Annotated in this window: 19 protein-coding genes; 11 read left to right on the top strand and 8 right to left on the bottom strand. The window is 60.3% G+C overall.

The window, feature by feature from the left end; translation table 11 throughout:
* Nucleotides 1–44: 44 nt before the first annotated feature.
* Both ACMGF9_RS24135 and ACMGF9_RS24130 read left to right on the top strand, forming a co-directional pair.
* Nucleotides 45–818, top strand: coding sequence for a CHAD domain-containing protein (locus tag ACMGF9_RS24135; protein WP_118892632.1), 774 nt, complete (start codon nucleotides 45–47; stop codon nucleotides 816–818).
* 104 nt (nucleotides 819–922) lie between these two features.
* Nucleotides 923–1,594: a DUF3313 domain-containing protein gene (locus ACMGF9_RS24130; protein ID WP_033631337.1), complete on the top strand. Its 672-nt coding sequence runs from the start codon at nucleotides 923–925 to the stop codon at nucleotides 1,592–1,594.
* A gap of 61 nt (nucleotides 1,595–1,655) precedes the next feature.
* Here ACMGF9_RS24130 and cysE read toward each other — a convergent pair whose 3' ends face one another.
* From cysE to ACMGF9_RS24105, 5 genes are all read right to left on the bottom strand, one after another.
* Nucleotides 1,656–2,477 (bottom strand): serine O-acetyltransferase, encoded by an 822-nt coding sequence (gene cysE, locus ACMGF9_RS24125; protein ID WP_004931135.1) that lies wholly within the window; start codon nucleotides 2,475–2,477, stop codon nucleotides 1,656–1,658.
* Nucleotides 2,478–2,583: 106 nt separating this feature from the next.
* Nucleotides 2,584–3,603, bottom strand: coding sequence for an NAD(P)H-dependent glycerol-3-phosphate dehydrogenase (gpsA, locus tag ACMGF9_RS24120; RefSeq protein ID WP_075684470.1), 1,020 nt, complete (start codon nucleotides 3,601–3,603; stop codon nucleotides 2,584–2,586).
* A complete protein-coding gene (secB, locus tag ACMGF9_RS24115; RefSeq protein ID WP_004931139.1) occupies nucleotides 3,603–4,073 on the bottom strand; it encodes a protein-export chaperone SecB in 471 nt (156 codons plus the stop codon). The genes gpsA and secB overlap by 1 nt, the downstream gene beginning before the upstream one ends.
* A 57-nt stretch (nucleotides 4,074–4,130) precedes the next feature.
* Nucleotides 4,131–4,379 (bottom strand): glutaredoxin 3, encoded by a 249-nt coding sequence (gene grxC / locus ACMGF9_RS24110; protein WP_019452217.1) that lies wholly within the window; start codon nucleotides 4,377–4,379, stop codon nucleotides 4,131–4,133.
* 28 nt (nucleotides 4,380–4,407) lie between these two features.
* Nucleotides 4,408–4,842 (bottom strand): rhodanese-like domain-containing protein, encoded by a 435-nt coding sequence (locus ACMGF9_RS24105; protein ID WP_015379424.1) that lies wholly within the window; start codon nucleotides 4,840–4,842, stop codon nucleotides 4,408–4,410.
* Between the two features lie 297 nt (nucleotides 4,843–5,139).
* Here ACMGF9_RS24105 and gpmM point away from each other — a divergent pair, with 297 nt between their 5' ends.
* The 3 genes from gpmM to ACMGF9_RS24090 are packed head-to-tail and all read left to right on the top strand — an operon-like array spanning nucleotide 5,140 to nucleotide 8,984.
* Nucleotides 5,140–6,684, top strand: coding sequence for a 2,3-bisphosphoglycerate-independent phosphoglycerate mutase (gene gpmM / locus ACMGF9_RS24100; protein WP_088382013.1), 1,545 nt, complete (start codon nucleotides 5,140–5,142; stop codon nucleotides 6,682–6,684).
* Nucleotides 6,685–6,693: 9 nt separating this feature from the next.
* On the top strand, nucleotides 6,694–8,028 hold the full coding sequence (gene envC / locus ACMGF9_RS24095) for a murein hydrolase activator EnvC (RefSeq protein WP_028128084.1): 1,335 nt from the start codon (nucleotides 6,694–6,696) through the stop codon (nucleotides 8,026–8,028).
* A 2-nt stretch (nucleotides 8,029–8,030) separates the two neighbouring features.
* Nucleotides 8,031–8,984: a divergent polysaccharide deacetylase family protein gene (locus tag ACMGF9_RS24090; protein ID WP_015379426.1), complete on the top strand. Its 954-nt coding sequence runs from the start codon at nucleotides 8,031–8,033 to the stop codon at nucleotides 8,982–8,984.
* A gap of 41 nt (nucleotides 8,985–9,025) precedes the next feature.
* Here the strand turns inward: ACMGF9_RS24090 and tdh are convergent, their stop codons facing one another.
* Nucleotides 9,026–10,051: an L-threonine 3-dehydrogenase gene (tdh, locus tag ACMGF9_RS24085; RefSeq protein WP_015379427.1), complete on the bottom strand. Its 1,026-nt coding sequence runs from the start codon at nucleotides 10,049–10,051 to the stop codon at nucleotides 9,026–9,028.
* Nucleotides 10,052–10,060: 9 nt separating this feature from the next.
* Nucleotides 10,061–11,257, bottom strand: a complete 1,197-nt coding sequence (gene kbl / locus ACMGF9_RS24080) for a glycine C-acetyltransferase (RefSeq protein ID WP_004931154.1) — start codon at nucleotides 11,255–11,257, stop codon at nucleotides 10,061–10,063.
* 240 nt (nucleotides 11,258–11,497) lie between these two features.
* Here kbl and rfaD point away from each other — a divergent pair, with 240 nt between their 5' ends.
* Genes rfaD through ACMGF9_RS24050 form a run of 6 tightly spaced genes read left to right on the top strand, consistent with a single transcriptional unit; the run spans nucleotide 11,498 to nucleotide 17,871 of the window.
* Nucleotides 11,498–12,427, top strand: a complete 930-nt coding sequence (rfaD, locus tag ACMGF9_RS24075) for an ADP-glyceromanno-heptose 6-epimerase (RefSeq protein ID WP_015379428.1) — start codon at nucleotides 11,498–11,500, stop codon at nucleotides 12,425–12,427.
* A 22-nt stretch (nucleotides 12,428–12,449) separates the two neighbouring features.
* Entirely contained in the window at nucleotides 12,450–13,496 is a 1,047-nt protein-coding gene (gene rfaF, locus ACMGF9_RS24070; protein ID WP_015379429.1) for an ADP-heptose--LPS heptosyltransferase RfaF, read from the top strand.
* A gap of 2 nt (nucleotides 13,497–13,498) precedes the next feature.
* Entirely contained in the window at nucleotides 13,499–14,464 is a 966-nt protein-coding gene (gene rfaC / locus ACMGF9_RS24065) for a lipopolysaccharide heptosyltransferase RfaC (protein ID WP_004931160.1), read from the top strand.
* Complete coding sequence (locus ACMGF9_RS24060) at nucleotides 14,461–15,627, top strand: glycosyltransferase (RefSeq protein WP_021504467.1); 1,167 nt, start codon at nucleotides 14,461–14,463, stop codon at nucleotides 15,625–15,627. The genes rfaC and ACMGF9_RS24060 overlap by 4 nt, the downstream gene beginning before the upstream one ends.
* A 28-nt stretch (nucleotides 15,628–15,655) precedes the next feature.
* Nucleotides 15,656–16,897, top strand: coding sequence for an O-antigen ligase family protein (locus ACMGF9_RS24055; RefSeq protein WP_118892630.1), 1,242 nt, complete (start codon nucleotides 15,656–15,658; stop codon nucleotides 16,895–16,897).
* Nucleotides 16,894–17,871 (top strand): glycosyltransferase, encoded by a 978-nt coding sequence (locus tag ACMGF9_RS24050; RefSeq protein ID WP_049187732.1) that lies wholly within the window; start codon nucleotides 16,894–16,896, stop codon nucleotides 17,869–17,871. The genes ACMGF9_RS24055 and ACMGF9_RS24050 overlap by 4 nt, the downstream gene beginning before the upstream one ends.
* Before the next feature lie 36 nt (nucleotides 17,872–17,907).
* On the opposite strand, the gene ACMGF9_RS24045 is transcribed toward ACMGF9_RS24050, so the two are convergent.
* Entirely contained in the window at nucleotides 17,908–19,002 is a 1,095-nt protein-coding gene (locus tag ACMGF9_RS24045; RefSeq protein WP_049187734.1) for a glycosyltransferase family 9 protein, read from the bottom strand.
* Nucleotides 19,003–19,008 lie beyond the last annotated feature (6 nt).

The following is a 19,008-nucleotide window of genomic DNA, read 5'->3' as shown; positions in this document are numbered from 1 at the left end:
ACGTCGCGCCATACTGGAAGAGTCATCCTTTCCAGGCACGGCATATGGCTTTCGTCGCAGAGATTGTCACCCAGCTTCGCCGGCTCGAACCGGCGCTGAACGAGGCGCTGTTGCGGCTGCAACAGGCGCAAGACAGCGAAGCGCTGCACGACTTGCGCGTCTGTCTGCGCCGCATTCGCAGCCTGCTGCGCCCGTTACGCGGCTGCCCCGGCGCAACCCGGCTCGATCGGGCCGCCGCCGAATTGGGCAGGCTCACGACGCCGCTGCGCGATCTCGAGGTGCTGATCGCCGAACTGGCGCGACATCGCCTCGATTGGCAGGCCAACGTGCGCCAGAGCGAATTTCAGGCCCGCTACCGTCAACTGCTCACCCATCCGCAGCTCATCGGCTTTCCCTCGCTTTTGCACGCCTGGCCGCGCCGCTTTCGCCGCAGCGCGCAACGCGTCGCCAAACACCGCCTGAATAAACACCTGCAGCGCCAACAACGGCAATTGCGCCGGGCATTGGCCGATACCGGCTACGATCGCCACCGCCTGCGGCTGCTGATAAAACGCCTGCGTTACGCGGCTGAAGCCTATCCGCAGCGCCTTCCCCTCTCCCCCGCCGCGATGGCGAGCCTGAAAGCGGCGCAGAACGCCCTCGGTGATTGGCACGACCGGGAGGTTTGGTGCCTGCAAGCCGAGCATCAGGCGGATCTCTGGCCCTTGTTGCCCCGGTGGCAAGCTGAGCAACGCCAGGCGCTGGTCAGAGCGGACGCCTTGCTCGCCGCCTTATCACCGGCACTGGCGGCGAAAACCGGCGGCGCATCACGATCCTGAAAAAAGGCCGCAGCAGGGCACGCCCGGCCCCGAAAAAGCCCGATGAGGCGCAGATAATGCGCTATGTTTTGTAAGGGTAATCACCACTCATCATAGGAAACCATATGAAGAAACAACGTTTGAGCGTTGCCATGGCGGTTCTGGCGGCGGGCCTGTTGCTGGCGGGCTGCTCGTCCAAAGTCACCCAAACGAATCAATATTCGGGGTTCCTGCCGGACTACAGCAAGCTGCAGGAAACCAGCTCGCCAAGCGGCCATAAAACGCTGCGTTGGATCGATCCCAACTTTAAAGAGTCGAATTATCGCGGCGTGTATGTCGCTCCCGTGGTTTATTACCCGGCGGCTAAACCCACCGCCCGCGTCAGCCAACAAACGCTGGACAAAATTAGAAACTATACCGACCAAAGCGTGAGAAAAGCGGTGGCCGAGCGCACTACCGTTTTGAATAACCCGACAGGTTCCCGCGTGCTGTTGGCCAAAGTCGCGATTACCGCCGTGTCTGCCGAAGATGAGGATATGAAATTCTATGAAGTGGTGCCGGTAGCGGCCGTGGTGGCCAGCACCATGGCCGCCACTGGCCACCGGACGCAAAACACCACGCTGTTCCTGGAAGCGCAGTTGATCGATCAGGATAGCGGTAAAACGGTGCTGGAAGTGGTGCGCAAGAGTTACGGCAAAACCGTCAACAACGACAGCGCGCCAGTCACGGAACAAGAAGTCAAAGCGGCGATCGATGACATGGTCAACGACATCGTCACATTCCCGAAACAGGGCTGACCGCCGCCTGAAAAACACAGGGGGAGCCGAAGCTCCCCCTGAATGGACCCGCAGGCGCGGCTTAGATGCCGTCGCCGTACTCGAAGCCGTGGTTGGTGCCGTTGAAGTATTGGTCCATATCCATCGACGGCGTATCGCTCTCCGGCCGCCCGACGATGCGCGCCGGCACGCCGGCGGCGGTGGTGTGCGGCGGTATCGCCTGCAAGACCACCGAGCCCGCACCGATCTTCGCGCCCTTGCCCACTTCGATATTGCCGAGAATTTTGGCGCCTGCGCCAATCATCACCCCTTCACGGATTTTCGGGTGACGGTCGCCGCTGGTTTTACCGGTACCGCCCAGGGTGACCGATTGCAGGATAGAGACGTTGTTCTCCACCACCGCCGTTTCACCGATCACGATGCCGGTGGCGTGGTCGAGCATGATGCCGCAACCGATGGTCGCCGCCGGGTGGATGTCTACGCCGAAGGCGACGGAAATTTGATTTTGCAGGTAGATAGCCAGCGCCTGCCGCCCTTGCTGCCACAGCCAGTGGCCGATGCGGTAAGCCTGCAGCGCATGGAACCCCTTCAGGTAAAGCAGCGGCGTGGAGTATTTATCGACCGCCGGGTCGCGCAGGCGCACCGCTAGGATATCGCGCGCCGCCGAAACGATCATCTGGTTGTCAGACTTGTAGGCCTCTTCCACCACCTCACGCACCGCGATGGCGGGCATGATCGGCGTGGCCAGCTTGTTGGCCAGCATATAGCTGAGCGCGCTGCCCAGGTTCTCGTGCTTGAGCAACGTCGCATGGAAAAAGCTGGCCAGCATCGGTTCACAATCAGCCAGTGCTCGCGCTTCTGATTTAATGCTGTTCCAGACCTGTTCCAACTCTTCTGACGACATCACATACCCCTTTACCTTGCCAAACGGGCCGCTTCACACGGTAGCGCGAAGCGGCCCAGGTCATTTGCGGGGTCAGCATTCAGCTGCCCCGACATATCGTTTTATGTCACGCGCTGGGTTTTTCGTCCTTTCGGGCTCGCCCCAGCAGGCTCAGCGCCGCTTCGCGGGCGTCCTTGTGGCAGTAAAGCACCTGATAAATCTGTTCGGTGATCGGCATTTCCACACCGTGCCGCTGCGCCAACGCCAACACCTCTTTGGTATTGCGATAGCCCTCGACCACCTGACCGATACTGTCCTGCGCTTCCTGCACGCCTTTACCCTGCCCCAGCATAATGCCGAAGCGACGGTTGCGCGACTGGTTGTCCGTGCAGGTTAGCACCAGATCCCCCAGCCCCGCCATGCCCATGAACGTCGAGGGATCGGCGCCCAGCGCAGAACCCAGACGGCTCATTTCCGCCAGCCCGCGCGTAATCAACGCGGTACGGGCATTGGCGCCGAAACCGATGCCGTCGGACATGCCGGCGCCGATGGCGATCACGTTCTTCACTGCGCCGCCAAGCTGCACACCGATGAAGTCGGGATTGCTGTAGACGCGGAAACTCTTGCCGCAGTGCAGCAGCTGTTGCAGATCGTCGGCGAACTGCGCATCGGTCGCCGCCAGCGCGATCGCCGTCGGCAGGCCGGCGGCCAGCTCTTTGGCGAACGTCGGCCCGGAGAGCACCGCCAGCGGGATCGCCTCGCCCAACGCCTCACGCGCCACGTCCTGCAGCAAGCGGCCGGTTTCCGCTTCCAACCCTTTGGTGGCCCACACGATGCGGGCATCCGGGCGCAGATGCGGCTTCAGCTGGCGCAGCACGTCGCCGAACACGTGGCTCGGCACCACCACCAGCACGTCGCGGCTGGCGGCCAGCGCACGCGCCAAATCGGCTTCAAGCAGCAGGGTATCGGGGAAGGGAACATCGGGCAGAAACGCCTGATTGCAGCGATCGTGCTGCAACGTTTGAATTTGCGCGGGGTTGTGCCCCCACAGCACCACGGAATGGCCGTTACGCGCCAGCGTAATGGCCAATGCGGTGCCGTACGAGCCGGCACCGATAACAGTCATTGAAGCATTGACGGTGTTCATCAGGCATCCTGATGTGGTGCGGCACCTTCGCCTTCCGCCTGCTGCTGCAGATAGTTCATGAACAGCGCGTCAAAGTTGACCGGTGCCAGATTCAGCTGCGGGAAGGTGCCGCGGGAAACCAGGCTGGTGATGCACTCGCGCGCATACGGGAACAGGATGTTCGGGCAGTATGCACCCAGGCAATGCGCCAGCTGCGTGCCTTCAATGCCTGCTACCGAGAAGATGCCAGCCTGCTGCACTTCGCACAGGAACGCAGTCTCTTCGCCCAGGGTCGCCGTCACGGTTACGCGCAGTACCACTTCATACACTTCGTCAGCCAGCTGGCTGGACGCGGTATCCAGATCAAGTTTAACTTCCGGCTGCCATTCCTGCTGGAAAACCTGCGGCGCGTTCGGCGCTTCGAAGGAGATATCCTTGGTATAGATACGTTGGATCTGGAAAGCCATTTCGGTGCTGTTTTGTTCTGACATGTGAGTAATACCCTTGGTTAAACGTCCTTATTGACACTCGGTGAACCGGCAAGCTGCTTAAAGCAGCGGATCCAGGCCGCCGCGAGCATCGAGTTCATATAAATCATCGCAGCCGCCGATATGCCGGCCGTCGATGAAAATCTGCGGCACGGTGGTGCGCCCGCTGCGCTCGATCATCACTTCGCGCTTGGCGCTATCGCCGTCGATGGCGATCTCGTTAAACGCCGCGCCCTTGCTGTTCAACAGCGCCTTGGCGCGATGGCAGAACGGGCAGGTCGCTTTGGTGTAGATATCAATGTTAGCCATGGATTGCCACCTCAAATAGGTTAAACGGTTACTTACCGCGCACCAGCGGCAGGTTTTCTCCGCTCCAGCCGGCAATGCCGTCTTTCAGCATCGTCACCTTTTCAAAACCGGCCTTGCTCAGGTTCTCCGCCGGCTCGCGGGAGGCGGTGCCGTTGGCGCACACGACGATGATCGGCTGCGCTTTGTGTTTTTCCAGCTCGCCCAGGCTGCCGTTTTTGATTTCGCTGGCGGTCAGGTTGATGGCGTTGGCCAGGTGACCACGGCGGAAATCGTCGCGGCTGCGGGTGTCGACCACCACGGCTTCTTCTTTGTTGATCAGGCGAATGGCTTCACCGCGGGCGATCTCTTTGACCTTGGAGAAACGGCTTTTGAAGGTCATGACGATCACGGCGACCAGCAGAGCGATCCAAGCCAGGCTCAGAATAGGGTGTCTGCTTACGAATGGCATAATTTCTTGCAGCATGGGGTGTAACAACTCCCGTCAGTTAAGGGATAAATAAGTCAAGGTTCCAGAGTATACCTGCCGAGTGCGGCAAATACAGCCAATAAGCAAGCGCGATTGTAGAAACTGCGGGCTGCGCTGAGAAATTCCCGAGGTCAGAGCATAAAAGCCCGCGCGATTCGCCGCAACCTTGATCTCTTTGGGCTATTTATCGCCGGCGGCGGTGTAAAATCAGCCGGTTTTTCGAGGGCGAATAGCCATGCTTGCGGCGGGCGCATGGCTATTCGCAGCTTAAAAAGTTCATAAGAGGTCAATGCAATGTCGAACAACAAAAAACCGATGGTCCTGGTGATCCTGGACGGTTACGGCCACCGTGAAGAGCAACAGGACAACGCGATCCTGAACGCCGGCACCCCGGTGATGGATCGTCTGTGGCGGGAGCAGCCGCATACGCTGATCGCCGCCTCCGGGCTGGATGTCGGCCTGCCCGATGGGCAAATGGGCAACTCCGAAGTCGGCCACGTCAATCTGGGCGCCGGGCGCATCGTGTACCAGGATCTGACCCGGCTGGACAAAGCGATCGCCGACGGCGACTTCTTCACCAACCCGGTGCTGACCGCCGCCGTCGATAAGGCCGTAACGGCCGGCAAGGCGGTGCATATCATGGGTCTGCTGTCGCCGGGCGGCGTGCACAGCCATGACGAGCACATCCTGGCCATGATCAAGCTGGCCGCCCAACGCGGCGCCAAAGCCATTTATCTGCATGCCTTCCTTGACGGGCGCGACACGCCGCCGCGCAGCGCCGAAGCCCCGCTGCAACGCTGCCGCGACGCCTTCGCCGCATTGGGCGTCGGGCGCATCGCCTCGCTGATCGGCCGCTACTACGCGATGGACCGCGACAACCGCTGGGATCGCGTGCAGCTGGCCTATGACCTGCTGACCGCAGCCAAAGGCGATGCCGTGGCCGAGGATGCGATCGCCGGCCTGCAGGCTGCTTATCAGCGCGGTGAAAACGACGAGTTCGTCAGACCGACCGTGATCCGCGCCGCCGGTGAGGCCGATGCCGCAATGCAGGACGGCGACGCGTTGATCTTCATGAACTTCCGCGCCGACCGCGCGCGCCAGATCACCCGCGCTTTCGTGAACGCCGACTTCGACGGTTTCCCGCGCGCCAAGCAGGTGCAGTTCGGCGATTTCGTGATGCTGACCGAATACGCCGCCGACATCGCGACAGCCTGCGCCTATCCGCCGGCGCCGCTGGCCAACACCTTCGGCGAATGGTTGATGAAGCACGACAAAACCCAGTTGCGCATCTCGGAAACCGAAAAATACGCCCACGTCACCTTCTTCTATAACGGCGGCGTGGAAGCGCCGTTCAAAGGGGAAGACCGCGTGCTGGTCAACTCGCCGCAGGTCGCCACCTATGATCTGCAGCCGGAGATGAGCGCCGCCGAACTGACCGACAAGCTGCTGAGCGCCATCCGCAGCGGCAAATACGACGCCATTATCTGCAACTACCCGAACGGTGACATGGTGGGGCATACCGGCGTGTATGAAGCGGCGGTCAAAGCGGTGGAAACGCTGGACGCCTGCATCGCTCAGGTGGTTGACGCGGTGCGCGACGTCGACGGCCAACTGCTGATCACCGCCGATCACGGCAACGCCGAGCAGATGCGCGATCCGGCCACCGGCCAGGCGCACACCGCCCACACCAGCCTGCCGGTGCCGCTGATTTACGTCGGCAAACCGGCGCGCGCGGTCGAAGGCGGCAAGCTTTCGGACATCGCGCCAACCCTGTTAACGCTGATGGGAATGGAAATCCCGCAAGAGATGACTGGTAAGCCGCTGTTCATCGTGGAATAATCCTTCTCCATGAGGGAGAAGGCGTTTTTTGCACTATCAAGGGTAACCCGAAGCGCAAACGCAGGCAGCCGGCCGCTGCCTGAACGCACCGCGCCAAGGACGTTCACCGCCATGTGCGCCAGCGTATTTTGCGCTGGCGTCTTGCTGTTGCCGCTCGCCGGCCAGGCGGCTGAAGACAATAAATCCCAGCTGAAAGACATCCAGCAGAGCATCGCCGAGAAAGAAAAAGCGGTGAAGCAGCAGCAACAGCAGCGCAGCTCGCTGCAGGATCAGCTGCGGCAGCAGGAAAAAACCATCGCCCAGGCCAGCCGCCAGTTGCGCGACACCCAGGGCACGCTCACCCAGTTGGGCAAGGACATTTCCGGCCTGAACGCCTCGATCGCCAAGCTGCAAAAACAGCAATCGACCCAGCAAAACCTCCTCGCCAAACAGCTCGACGCCGCCTTCCGGCAAGGGCAGCACAGCGCCGTGCAGCTGATCCTCAGCGGTGAAGAAAGCCAGCGCAGCGAACGTATTCTGGCCTATTTCGGTTATCTGAACGAAGCGCGCCAGAAAACCATCGAAGAGCTGAAACAGACCCGCGCCGAGCTGGCGAAGCAAAAAACCACGCTGGTGGCCAAACAGGGCCAGCAAAAATCCTTACTGAGCGAACAACAGACGCAGCAGCAGAAGCTGGAGCAGGCGCGCGGCGCCCGCAAGAAAACGCTGACCGCGCTGGAAGCCTCGCTGGAAAAAGACCAACAACGCCTGGTGGAACTGCGCCAAAACGAAGCCCGCATGCGCGACAAGATCGCCCGAGCGGAGCGCGAAGCCCGTGCGCGCGCCGAACGCGAAGCGCGTGAAGCGGCCAAGGTGCGCGAACAGGTGCGCATCAAGGAACAGCAGGCGAAGAAAACCGGCACCACCTACAAACCTAGCGAAGCCGATCGCTCGCTGATGGCGCGAACCGGCGGCCTCGGTCGTCCGGCCGGCCAGCTGATGTGGCCGGTGCGCGGCCGCACGCTGCACGGCTTTGGCGAGCAGCAGCAGGGCGAGCTACGCTGGAAAGGCATGGTGATCGAAGCCCGCGAAGGCAGCGAAGTGAAAGCCGTCGCCGATGGCCGCGTGCTGCTGGCCGACTGGCTGCAAGGCTATGGCCTGATGGTGGTGGTCGAACACGGTAAAGGCGACATGAGCGTGTACGGCTACAACCAAAGCGCGTTGGTCAACGTCGGGGCGCAGGTGCGCGCTGGCCAGCCGATCGCTCTGGTCGGCACCAGCGGCGGCCAGGGAACGCCGTCGCTCTATTTCGAAATCCGTCGTCAGGGACAGGCGGTTAACCCACTGCCGTGGTTGGGAAGATAGATTTGCGTTATGTCAAAACCCGTACAGCTTTGTTAATCGGCTGTCTGCTGCAGGTTTACGCTGCGCAGGCAGGAAAACTCTCCATCGTCATCGATGACGTGGGCTACCGCCCTCACGAAGAAAACGCGGTGCTGCAAATGCCGACGGCGATCTCGGTCGCAGTCTTGCCCAACGCGCCGCATGCCCGCCTGATGGCCACCCGCGCCCACAGCCAGGGCCGCGAAGTCTTGATCCACATGCCGATGGCGCCGCTCAGCAAGCAGCCGCTGGAACGCGATACCCTGCAGCCTTCCATGAGCAGCGACGAGATCCAGCGCATCATCCGCAACGCGGTGAACAACGTGCCCTACGCGGTCGGCATGAACAACCACATGGGCAGCGCCATGACCTCCAGCCTGCCGGGCATGCAGAAAGTGATGCAGGCGCTCGAAAGCTATCGTCTGTATTTCCTCGACAGCATGACCATCGGCAGCAGCCAGGCGACCCGCGCCGCGGCCGGCACCGGCGTGAAAGTGATCAAACGCAGGGTGTTCCTCGACGATACCGCGAACGAAGCCGATATCCGCCGCCAGTTCAACCGCGCGGTCGAATTGGCGCGGCGCAACGGTTCCGCCATCGCCATCGGCCACCCGCGCCCGGCGACGGTGAAAGTGCTGCAGCAGATGCTGCCGTCGCTGCCCGCCGATATCGTGCTGGTCAAACCGAGCGCGCTGCTGAACGAACCGCAGGGCAACGGCGGTGGCAGCTACGTTCCGCCGCCGGTCAAACCGCAAAAACCGCAGCCGAAGAACCCGTTCAGCGGCGGCATCAAGCAGTGCAAGGTCAAACCGCCGAAGGAAAAAGCCAACGCCGGCACCGCGCTGGGCGTTATCGCCGACAGCATTGCCACCTCGCCGCCGGTGACCTTCATCAAGCGTCATTGGCAGCACTGGACACAAACCAAACCGCAAGCATAAAAAAAGGGCCGGAATTCCGGCCCTTTTCACGCCTGCCGAGATCAATCCCAGCTCAGCACCACTTTGCCCGATTTGCCGGAGCGCATGGCGTCGAAGCCCTGCTGGTACTCGTCGATCGAGAAACGGTGGGTGATGATCGGGGTCAAATCCAGACCGGACTGGATCAGCGCCGCCATCTTGTACCAGGTTTCGAACATTTCGCGGCCGTAAATCCCTTTGATAAACAGCCCTTTGAAGATGACCTGATTCCAGTCGATCGACATATCCGAAGGCGGAATGCCCAGCATGGCGATACGCCCGCCGTGGTTCATCGCATTGAGCAGCGTGCGGAACGCCGGCGGCGCGCCGGACATTTCCAGGCCGACGTCGAACCCTTCGGTCATGCCCAGTTCGGCCATCACGTCGCTGAGGTTTTCCTTGCTGACGTTCACCGCACGGGTCACGCCCATTTTGCGCGCCAGTTCCAGGCGGTATTCGTTAACGTCGGTGATCACCACATGGCGGGCGCCGACGTGTTTGCACACCGCCGCCGCCATAATGCCGATCGGGCCGGCGCCGGACACCAGCACGTCTTCCCCGACCAGATCGAACGACAGCGCGGTATGCACCGCGTTACCGAACGGATCGAAGATCGAAGCCAGTTCATCGGAGATGTTATCCGGGATCTTGAAGGCGTTGAACGCCGGGATCACCAGGTATTCCGCGAAGCTGCCCGGGCGGTTCACGCCCACGCCGACGGTGTTGCGGCACAGGTGCGTGCGGCCGCCGCGGCAGTTGCGGCAGTGGCCGCAGGTGATGTGGCCTTCGCCGGACACGCGATCGCCGATGTTGAAGCCTTTGACTTCCTGACCGATCGCCACCACTTCGCCCACGTATTCATGGCCGACCACCATCGGAACCGGAATGGTTTTTTGCGACCACTCGTCCCAGTTGTAGATATGCACATCAGTGCCGCAGATCGCGGTTTTGCGGATTTTGATCATGATGTCGTTGTGGCCCAGCTCCGGCTGAGGCACGTCGGTCATCCAAATCCCTTCTTCCGCTTTCAGTTTTGACAGTGCTTTCATGGTTTTACCTTATGCAATAACGCCAAGATCCTTACCGATACGTGTAAACGCCGCCACTGCGCGTTCGATTTGCTCCGGGGTGTGGTCGGCGGACATCTGGGTGCGGATGCGCGCCTGGCCTTTCGGCACCACCGGATAGAAGAAACCGGTCACATAGATGCCTTCCTTGAGCAACGCATTGGCGAATTCCTGCGCCAACTTCGCCTCACCCAGCATCACCGGGATGATGGCGTGATCGGCGCCGGCCAACGTGAAGCCGGCGGCGGTCATTTTTTCGCGGAACAGACGCGCATTGGCCCACAGGCGATCGCGCAGGGCATCGCCCTCTTCCAGCAGTTCCAGCACTTTGATCGACGCGGCGACGATCGCCGGCGCCAGCGAGTTGGAGAACAGGTACGGGCGCGAACGCTGGCGCAGCCACTCCACCACTTCTTTCTTGGCGGCGGTGTAGCCGCCGGACGCGCCGCCCAGCGCTTTGCCTAACGTACCGGTGATGATATCGACGCGGCCCATCACTTCGCAGTATTCATGGGTGCCGCGCCCGTTGGCGCCGACAAAGCCCACCGCGTGAGAGTCATCCACCATCACCAACGCCTGGTATTCGTCCGCCAGATCGCAAACCCCTTTCAGGTTGGCGATCACGCCGTCCATCGAGAAGACGCCGTCGGTGGCGATCAGGATGTGACGCGCGCCGTCGGCTTTGGCCTGCTTCAGCTGCGCGGCCAGCTCGGTCATGTCGTTATTGGCATAGCGATAACGCTTGGCCTTGCACAGGCGCACGCCGTCGATGATCGACGCGTGGTTCAGCGCATCGGAGATAATGGCGTCTTCCGGGCCGAGCAGGGTTTCGAACAGCCCGCCGTTGGCGTCGAAGCAAGAGGAGTACAGGATCGCGTCTTCCATGCCCAAAAAGGCCGCCAGTTTCTGTTCCAGCTGCTTGTGGCTGTCCTGGGTGCCGCAGATGAAGCGCACCGACGCCATGCCGAAACCGTGGCTGTCCATGCCCGACTTGGCGGCGGCGATCAGCGCCGGGTGGTTGGCCAGGCCCAGGTAGTTATTGGCGCAGAAGTTGATCACATGGCTGCCGTCGGCGACGGCGATATCCGCCTGTTGCGCGGAGGTGATGATGCGTTCTTCCTTGAACAGCCCTTCACTGCGCGTGGCGGCAAGCTGTTGTTCCAACTGCTGATAAAAAGACGCTGACATTCGGTTATCTCCAGGATTGGGCTATTTGCGGCATATTTTACTGATTTGTAACCAAACTGACGAGAATGCGCGGGAGAGAATATTAAAATTGCAGCAGATATCACGGCAAACGGCGGACTTCAATGGCAATGCGGGATATTCGGAGCCCTTCCGCTGTTTGCCGCGGCATGAAATGCTATTATAACCGCCATTGAGCGTGGGGCATTGTGCCCCGCCAGGCAGCTTAGCAGGGGTAACCCAATGATTATCGTCACAGGCGGCGCCGGCATGATCGGCAGCAACATCATTAAGGCACTGAACGACAAGGGATATCGCGATATCCTGGTGGTGGATAACCTGAAAGACGGCACCAAGTTCGTCAACCTGGTCGATCTGGATATCGCCGACTATATCGATAAAGAAGACTTTATCGCCAGCATCGTGGCCGGCGACGATCTGGGCGAGATCGAAGCGGTGTTCCACGAAGGCGCCTGCTCCGCGACCACCGAGTGGGACGGCAAGTACATGATGGACAATAACTATCAGTACTCCAAAGACCTGCTGCACTACTGCCTGGATCGCGAAATCCCGTTCTTGTATGCCTCCTCCGCCGCCACTTACGGCGGCCGCGAAGAGTTCATCGAAGAGCGTGAGTATGAAGCGCCGCTCAACGTTTACGGCTACTCCAAATTCCTGTTCGATCAATACGTGCGCGAGATCCTGCCGGAAGCGGACTCGCAGATCTGCGGCTTCCGCTACTTCAACGTTTATGGCCCGCGCGAAGGCCACAAAGGCAGCATGGCCAGCGTCGCCTTCCACCTGAATACCCAGATCAACCGCGGCGAAAACCCGAAACTGTTCGCCGGCAGCGAAAACTTCAAGCGTGACTTCATCTACGTCGGCGACGTGGCGGCGGTTAACCTGTGGTTCTGGGAAACCGGCAAATCCGGCATCTTCAACTGCGGCACCGGCCGAGCGGAAACCTTCCAGGCGGTAGCCGACGCGGTGGTGGACTTCCACCAGAAAGGCGCTGTGGAATACATCGAGTTCCCGGAGAAGCTGAAAGGCCGCTATCAGGCGTACACCCAGGCCGATCTGACCAAGCTGCGCGCGGCCGGCTACGACGCACCGTTCAAAACGGTCGCCGAAGGCGTGAAAGAGTACATGGCCTGGTTGAACCGCACCGCATAAGCTGAAGGAATTAACGCTGGGTATGAAAATACTGGTTATCGGCCCTTCTTGGGTTGGCGACATGATGATGTCGCAAAGTCTCTATCGCACCCTGAAGGCCGAATACCCGTCGGCGGAGATCGATGTGATGGCGCCGGCCTGGTGTCGCCCGTTGCTGGCGCGCATGCCGGAAGTCAATCAGGCGCTGGCGATGCCGCTGGGCCACGGCGCGCTGGGGCTCGGCGAGCGCCGCCGCCTGGGGCGCGCTCTGCGCGCCAACCGTTACGATCGCGCTTACGTTCTGCCCAACTCGTTCAAATCCGCGCTGGTGCCTTTCTTCGCCGATATCCCGCAGCGCACCGGCTGGCGGGGCGAAATGCGCTACGGCCTGCTGAACGACGTCCGCGTGCTCGACAAGGCCGCTTTCCCGCTGATGGTGCAGCGCTATGTGGCGCTGGCCTATGACAAAGGCCGCGTTCAGCGCGCCGACGATCTGCCGCAGCCGCTGCTGTGGCCGCAGCTGCGGGTGAGCGACGAAGAGATCGCCGACACCACCGCGGCCTTCAACCTGACCGACAGCCGCCCGATCGTCGGCTTCTGCCCAGGCGCGGAGTTCGGCCCCGCCAAGCGCTGGCCGCACTATCACTACGCGGCGCTGGCTCAGCGGCTGATCGAGAGCGGCTATCAAATCGCGCTGTTCGGTTCGGCGAAAGACCATGAGGCCGGCGAACAGATCCGCGCCGCATTGCAGGAAGACGCGCGCGATTTCTGCCTTAATCTGGCCGGGAAAACCCAGCTGGAGCAAGCAGTTATCCTGATCGCAGCCTGCCGGGCGGTGGTCAGCAACGACTCCGGTTTAATGCACGTTGCCGCAGCGTTGAACAAACCGCTGATAGCTTTGTACGGGCCAAGCAGCCCCGACTTCACACCGCCGCTTTCCGACAAGGCGCGGGTCATTCGCCTGATCAGCGGCTACCACAAGGTGCGTAAGGGCGATGCCGAGCAGGGATACCACCAAAGTTTGATCGATATTCAGCCGCAGCAAGTGTTGGATGCGCTGACGCCGTTACTTGTCGCCAGCGAGGAATAGTCATGCAGGTGTTAATTGTAAAAACCTCCTCGATGGGGGACGTGCTGCATACGCTGCCCGCCCTGACCGACGCGCTGCAGGCCATTCCCGATATCCGCTTCGACTGGGTGGTGGAAGAAGGCTTCAGCCAAATCCCCACCTGGCACCCGGCGGTAGATCGCGTGATCCCGGTGGCCATTCGCCGCTGGCGAAAAAACTGGTTCGGCAACGATACTCGGCAACAGCGCTGCGACTTCAAGCGCGCGCTGCAAGAACGCCGTTACGACGTGGTGATCGACGCGCAGGGCCTGATCAAAAGCGCCGCTCTGATCACGCGCATCGCTAAAGGCAACAAACATGGCCCGGACTGCAAGAGCGCGCGCGAGCCGTTCGCCAGCTGGTTCTACAATGTGCGCCATGAGGTAGACAAACAGCAGCACGCGGTGGAACGCACGCGCGAACTGTTCGCCAAAAGCCTCGGCTACGATAAACCGGGCAGCTACGGCGATTACGCCATCGCCGCACGCTTTCTCAGCCGCCCGCCGGCCGATGCCGGGCAGTATTTGGTGTTTCTGCACGCGACGACCCGTGACGATAAGCATTGGCCGGAGCAAAACTGGCGTGAGCTGATCGCGCTGGCGGCGGACAGCGGGCTGAAGATCAAACTGCCGTGGGGCGCAGAGCATGAACATCAGCGCGCGCTGCGCTTGGCGGAAGGTTTTCCACATGTCGAGGTGCTGCCGAAACTCAGCCTGCAGCAGGTGGCCGAGGTGCTGGCCGGCGCCAGGGGAGTGATCTCGGTCGACACCGGGCTCAGCCATTTGACCGCCGCGCTCGACAAACCGAACATCACGCTGTTCGGGCCGACCGATCCCGGCCTGATCGGCGGTTACGGGCAAAATCAGCACTCGCTGATTTCGCCGGAAAAAAGCATGGCGACAATCGACGCCGATACGGCATGGCAGGCGTTGCAAAAGGTTATAGCATGAAAAAACTGCACATTATCAACCTGGGTAAAATGGGCGGCGTCGAGCGCCTGTTCCTGCAGTACATCAACGATACCACCGACGGCAGCAACCAGGTCCTGTGCATCAGCGGCGACATTGGCGAAGAGATCCGCCGCCAGTTGCCGGCGCATCAGCCCGTCACCTTCGCCAACCGCCTGATCAATGCGTTGCCGTTGCGTTGCCCGCAGTTCCTGCGCAAATTTTTGCTGAAATGGAAAATTGAACGGGCGAACGCCGACGTGGTGATCGTCTGGGACCTGGTGCCGGGGCTGGCGGCCAAACCCAAGCGCGGCAAGCTGGTTTACTACGATCACGGCTGCTCCTGGCGTTACCCCAAGAATAAAAAGACGCTGCGTTTCTTCGCCATGCTGGACGGCGTGATTTCCGCCTCACACGCGTCGAAGCGGGTGATGGAGCTGCGCTTTAATCTGCCTTGCCCAAATCACGTGGTGATCAACCGCATCAAGACGCCGGCGGGGATCGACGCTGCGCCGAAAACGCTGTCGCAGCCGGTCAGGATCGGCACTGCCTCACGCCTGGTCAGCCTGAAAGGCATCAGCGTTTCATTATTGATGATGCAGGAACTGCTGCGGCGCGGGCATGACGTCACGCTGGAAGTGGCCGGCAAAGGACCGGATCGCGCGGCGTTCGAGGCGCTGGCGGCACGGCTTCAGCTCGGCGATCGCGTCACCTTCAGCGGTTATCAGGATGACGTCGCCGGCTTCTTCAATCGCACGCACATCTACATGAGCACGCCGATCACCGAGCCGTTCGGCTTGTCCTGCATGGAATCGCTCTATTTCGGCGTGCCGGTCATCTTCCCGCAGGTCGACGGCCAGCCGGAAGCGGTCAGGGACGGGGTCTGCGGCCTTGGCCTGACGCCGTCGGTCACCATCGAACAACACCGGCAGCTCACCGATATCGAGGTCGACTTCCCGCATGAGGTCTACGATCCGCAGACCGACAGCCTGGTGGCGCCCAAGCTGCTGTCGCATATCGACTGTGCGGATGCCGTTGAGAAATTGCTGGAGCGAGAAACCTACCAGACTCTGAGCCGAAATGCGCAGCGCTATCCTGCGGAGCATTTCAACTATGCTCAGTTCAAAGTTGAGTTCGACGACACGCTGCGCTCCTTCATCGCTTAATTAAAACGTGAGCCGGAAAACACGCCCAATGTTAAAACACAGAACACCGCACCCTGCCTTCAGCTATTTAATCTATCTGGGGTGCGCCATCGCTTTTTGCACCATTCCTTTCGGTTCCGCGACCGGACGCAATCTGTTTTATGTTTCCAGCTACATCGCCTTTATCGCCGTTTGCCTGTATCCGCGCTATTACCTCAGCAACGTTAAAAATCTGCTGTTGCCGGCGCTGATGTTCAGCGTCGGCATGGGGACCATCCTCTGGATGCACCACTTCAAACAGCCGGGTGAATACATCAACATTTACCGCTCTTATATGTCGACCGGTAAACTCCAACTGGCAACCGCCTTCATCCTGCTGATTGCGCTTAATGAGCGGTTGTGCGTGCAGCGCCTGCTCGTTGTCGTGGCCCTCATTACCGGTCTGGCGGTCAACGGTTATTCACTCTATCAGGGGCTGCGGCTGGATATTCCGCGCGTGGAGCTCAACTTCGATCGCGCCACGGTCGTTGCCTACCTGATGACCGCCATCGATCTGGTGATGATGCAAGCCATCCTGATGCTGCGCACCCGCTACCGTCTGGTGTTGTACATTGCGGCGTTCCTGCTGTCCTTCTCTGCGCTGGTGCTCACCGGCACGCGCGCGGCCATGTTGGTTTACCCGGTGGCGGTTTGTCTGTCGCTGCTGGCGACCAAGCATCTGGTATCCAGAAAACACAAGTTTTTGCTGGTCTCCTCGGTGCCATTATTGCTACTCATCTGCGGATTCGTCTTTAAAGCGCAGATTGAACAACGCATTGCCGACTTCAAAACCAACATGCAACTGATCGATAAACCTGAGATAGATAACTCGATCATTTCCCGGCTGTCGATGCAAACGCTGGCATGGCGTACCGGTTCACAAGCCCCTTGGGGCCAATCCGCCGAACAACGCGGTGAAGAGATCCGCGCCATCGTCGCGCAGCAGCCACATCTGTACGGCGTCATGCCCTACATCAACGTCCACCTGCACAACGAACTGCTGGAAACCTACTCGCTCAAGGGCGTCTGGGGGACGTTGCTGTTGCTGGCGCTGTATATCGGCCTGTTCTGCTCTTCATTCCGGCCGCAGCGCAACGCGCTGTTGCTGAGCGTCAGCGCCAGCCTGTTCGTTTACGGCCTGAGCGACGTCATCTTCTTCAGCACGGAAGGCACCGTCATGTTCTGTCTGGCGCTGATCGCCGCCGTTCTTTCCGTTACGAAACAGCCCCCAGTTCAGGAGCCCACCTTGTGAATCCTCAGCAGCCGCTGCTCAGCGTTATCGTGCCGTTTTATAATAATGAAGCGTTCGTTATCGCTGCGCTGGATTCGTTATTTGTACAGATTAGCGACGATATCGAAGTGGTGATCATCGACGATGGCTCTACCGATGCGTCAGGGGCGCTGGTCAGCCACTATCTGGCGCAGCGGCGGCACCCGCGCGCGGTCCTTACTTCGCAGGCCAACGGCGGCATTGCGCACGCCCGCAACGTCGGCCTACAGCAGGCCACCGGGCGCTATATCACCTTTCTCGACGGAGACGATCTGCTGAGCGACGACTATCTGGCGATCCTGCGCCCCCTGCTGATCGCCGGTGAATATGACCTGATCGATTTTAATTATCAGAAGTTCACCGAACATCCGTCGACACCGGATAACCGCGCGGCGCAGCCCGTAGCCTACGACTTTTCACAGTTGGGGCTCGGCTGCCTGCAACCGCTGTTTGCACGTTCGATGTGGCATCTCTGGAGCCGGGTATATAAACGCACGCTGCTGGAAGGGGAGGCGTTCGAAGACGGCAGGCGCTACGAAGACGTGATTTTCACGCCTTTTCAGTATTTCAAAACTCGCCGCATCGCCCATCTTGACTGCGAACTCTACTTCTATCGGGACAACAGCCAGGGCATCACCCGCAATATCAAACCCAAAGATATTGAAGATCTGCTGTTCGCCATGGAGAAGATGCTGCGTTTTGTGGCGCAGCATCCCGGGGATGAGCCGCTGCGCCGGTTAGCCGCCCTGATGCTGGCCAACTGCTTTTCCGAGGTGAAAAGCATGTCGAAGGCGGTATACGGCTATTACCATTACGCACCGGCAACGCTGCATATCCTGCGCCGCGCCGCCGCTGTCTGCCGCAACAGCGACGTGCCGGGCAAAAAAGTCCGCCAGATGCGCTATGCGCGAGTAGATACCTTTCTTTCGAAGCTGCGCGGGCGCAGGCCGCACTAATCGCATCGGCCGGGCGGCCGATGCGTCGTCTCGCCTTTAGCGCGCTAAAGGCACGTGCGCGACCAGCTCGTCATAAATCCGCTGCGGCTGGATAACCCCCATCGGGCTTTCCGCCTCCAGCGGCATTGTATAACCGGTACGAGACACCTGAATGATGCGATGCAGTTCAGGATCCTGAATCGGCCCGGTGGAGCGTGAGTCGGCGGTCACGAACAGACTGATGGTTTTCACCTTCAATGCCACTGCCAGATGCAGCGGCCCGGTATCGCCGGTAACCAGAACATGGAAACTGTCGAGCAACGTCAGCAAACCTTGCAGCCCCGTTTTACCGATCTGGTTATCCACGCAGGCCTGCGTTTGCGGGCCGATCAGACTCAAAAACTGTTTGGCCTTGCCGTCGTCAAACGGTGCGCCAATCAGCACGATGCGTACATTTGGGTGCTTCGCCACCAGCTCATCGGCCAGCCGCGCATAGTGCGCAACCGGCCAGCAACGCGACTCCGTTGACGCCCCCAGCTGAAAACCGATGGTGGGATGCTCGCTGCTTTTGACGCCGCGCTGATAATCCACGGGAATTTCCATCGTCGGATCGTCGCTGCGGCAGCCCAAAATGGAAATCAGCTCCAGCTTGCGGCGCACGAAGTGGCCGTAATAATGGAAGATATAGTTGGTTAACCAAGGTTCCAGCCCGCAAATACCCGAGCTGTAGTTATCCCTGATGATGTACTTTGCCCCCGCCATGACGGCGCTGATGATGTCATAAGGCAGGTGAGAGTGCAGGATCAGCGCCAAATCCGGCTGATGTTCGCGCAGCGATTTCAGCAACGGGCGCATCGTCTTGATCTTGCTGTCCCAATACACCACGCGATCGTAATAGCGGCCGTTTTCCACCAGCTCGCGGTTTTTCTTGTGCACCACCAGCGTGATGTGCGCGTTGGGGTAGCGTTCCCGCATCGCCCGCAGTGCCGGCGTGTTGAACATGAAATCGCCCAACGCCGTGGTGGAATAGATGACGATATTGTCAAACTGCTGGGCGCCGTCGAACGTCGCCTTGTCCTGAAAACGGCCGTACTTCGCCGTATAGCGCCGCAAGAACCAGTCGGCAACCTTGATTTTCCATTTCTTCGACATGTGCGT

Origin of the sequence: Serratia sp. BNK-23, assembly GCF_047456145.1 — a bacterium.
GTDB lineage: Bacteria > Pseudomonadota > Gammaproteobacteria > Enterobacterales > Enterobacteriaceae > Serratia > Serratia nematodiphila.
This window is presented reverse-complemented; position numbering and strand designations above follow the sequence as displayed.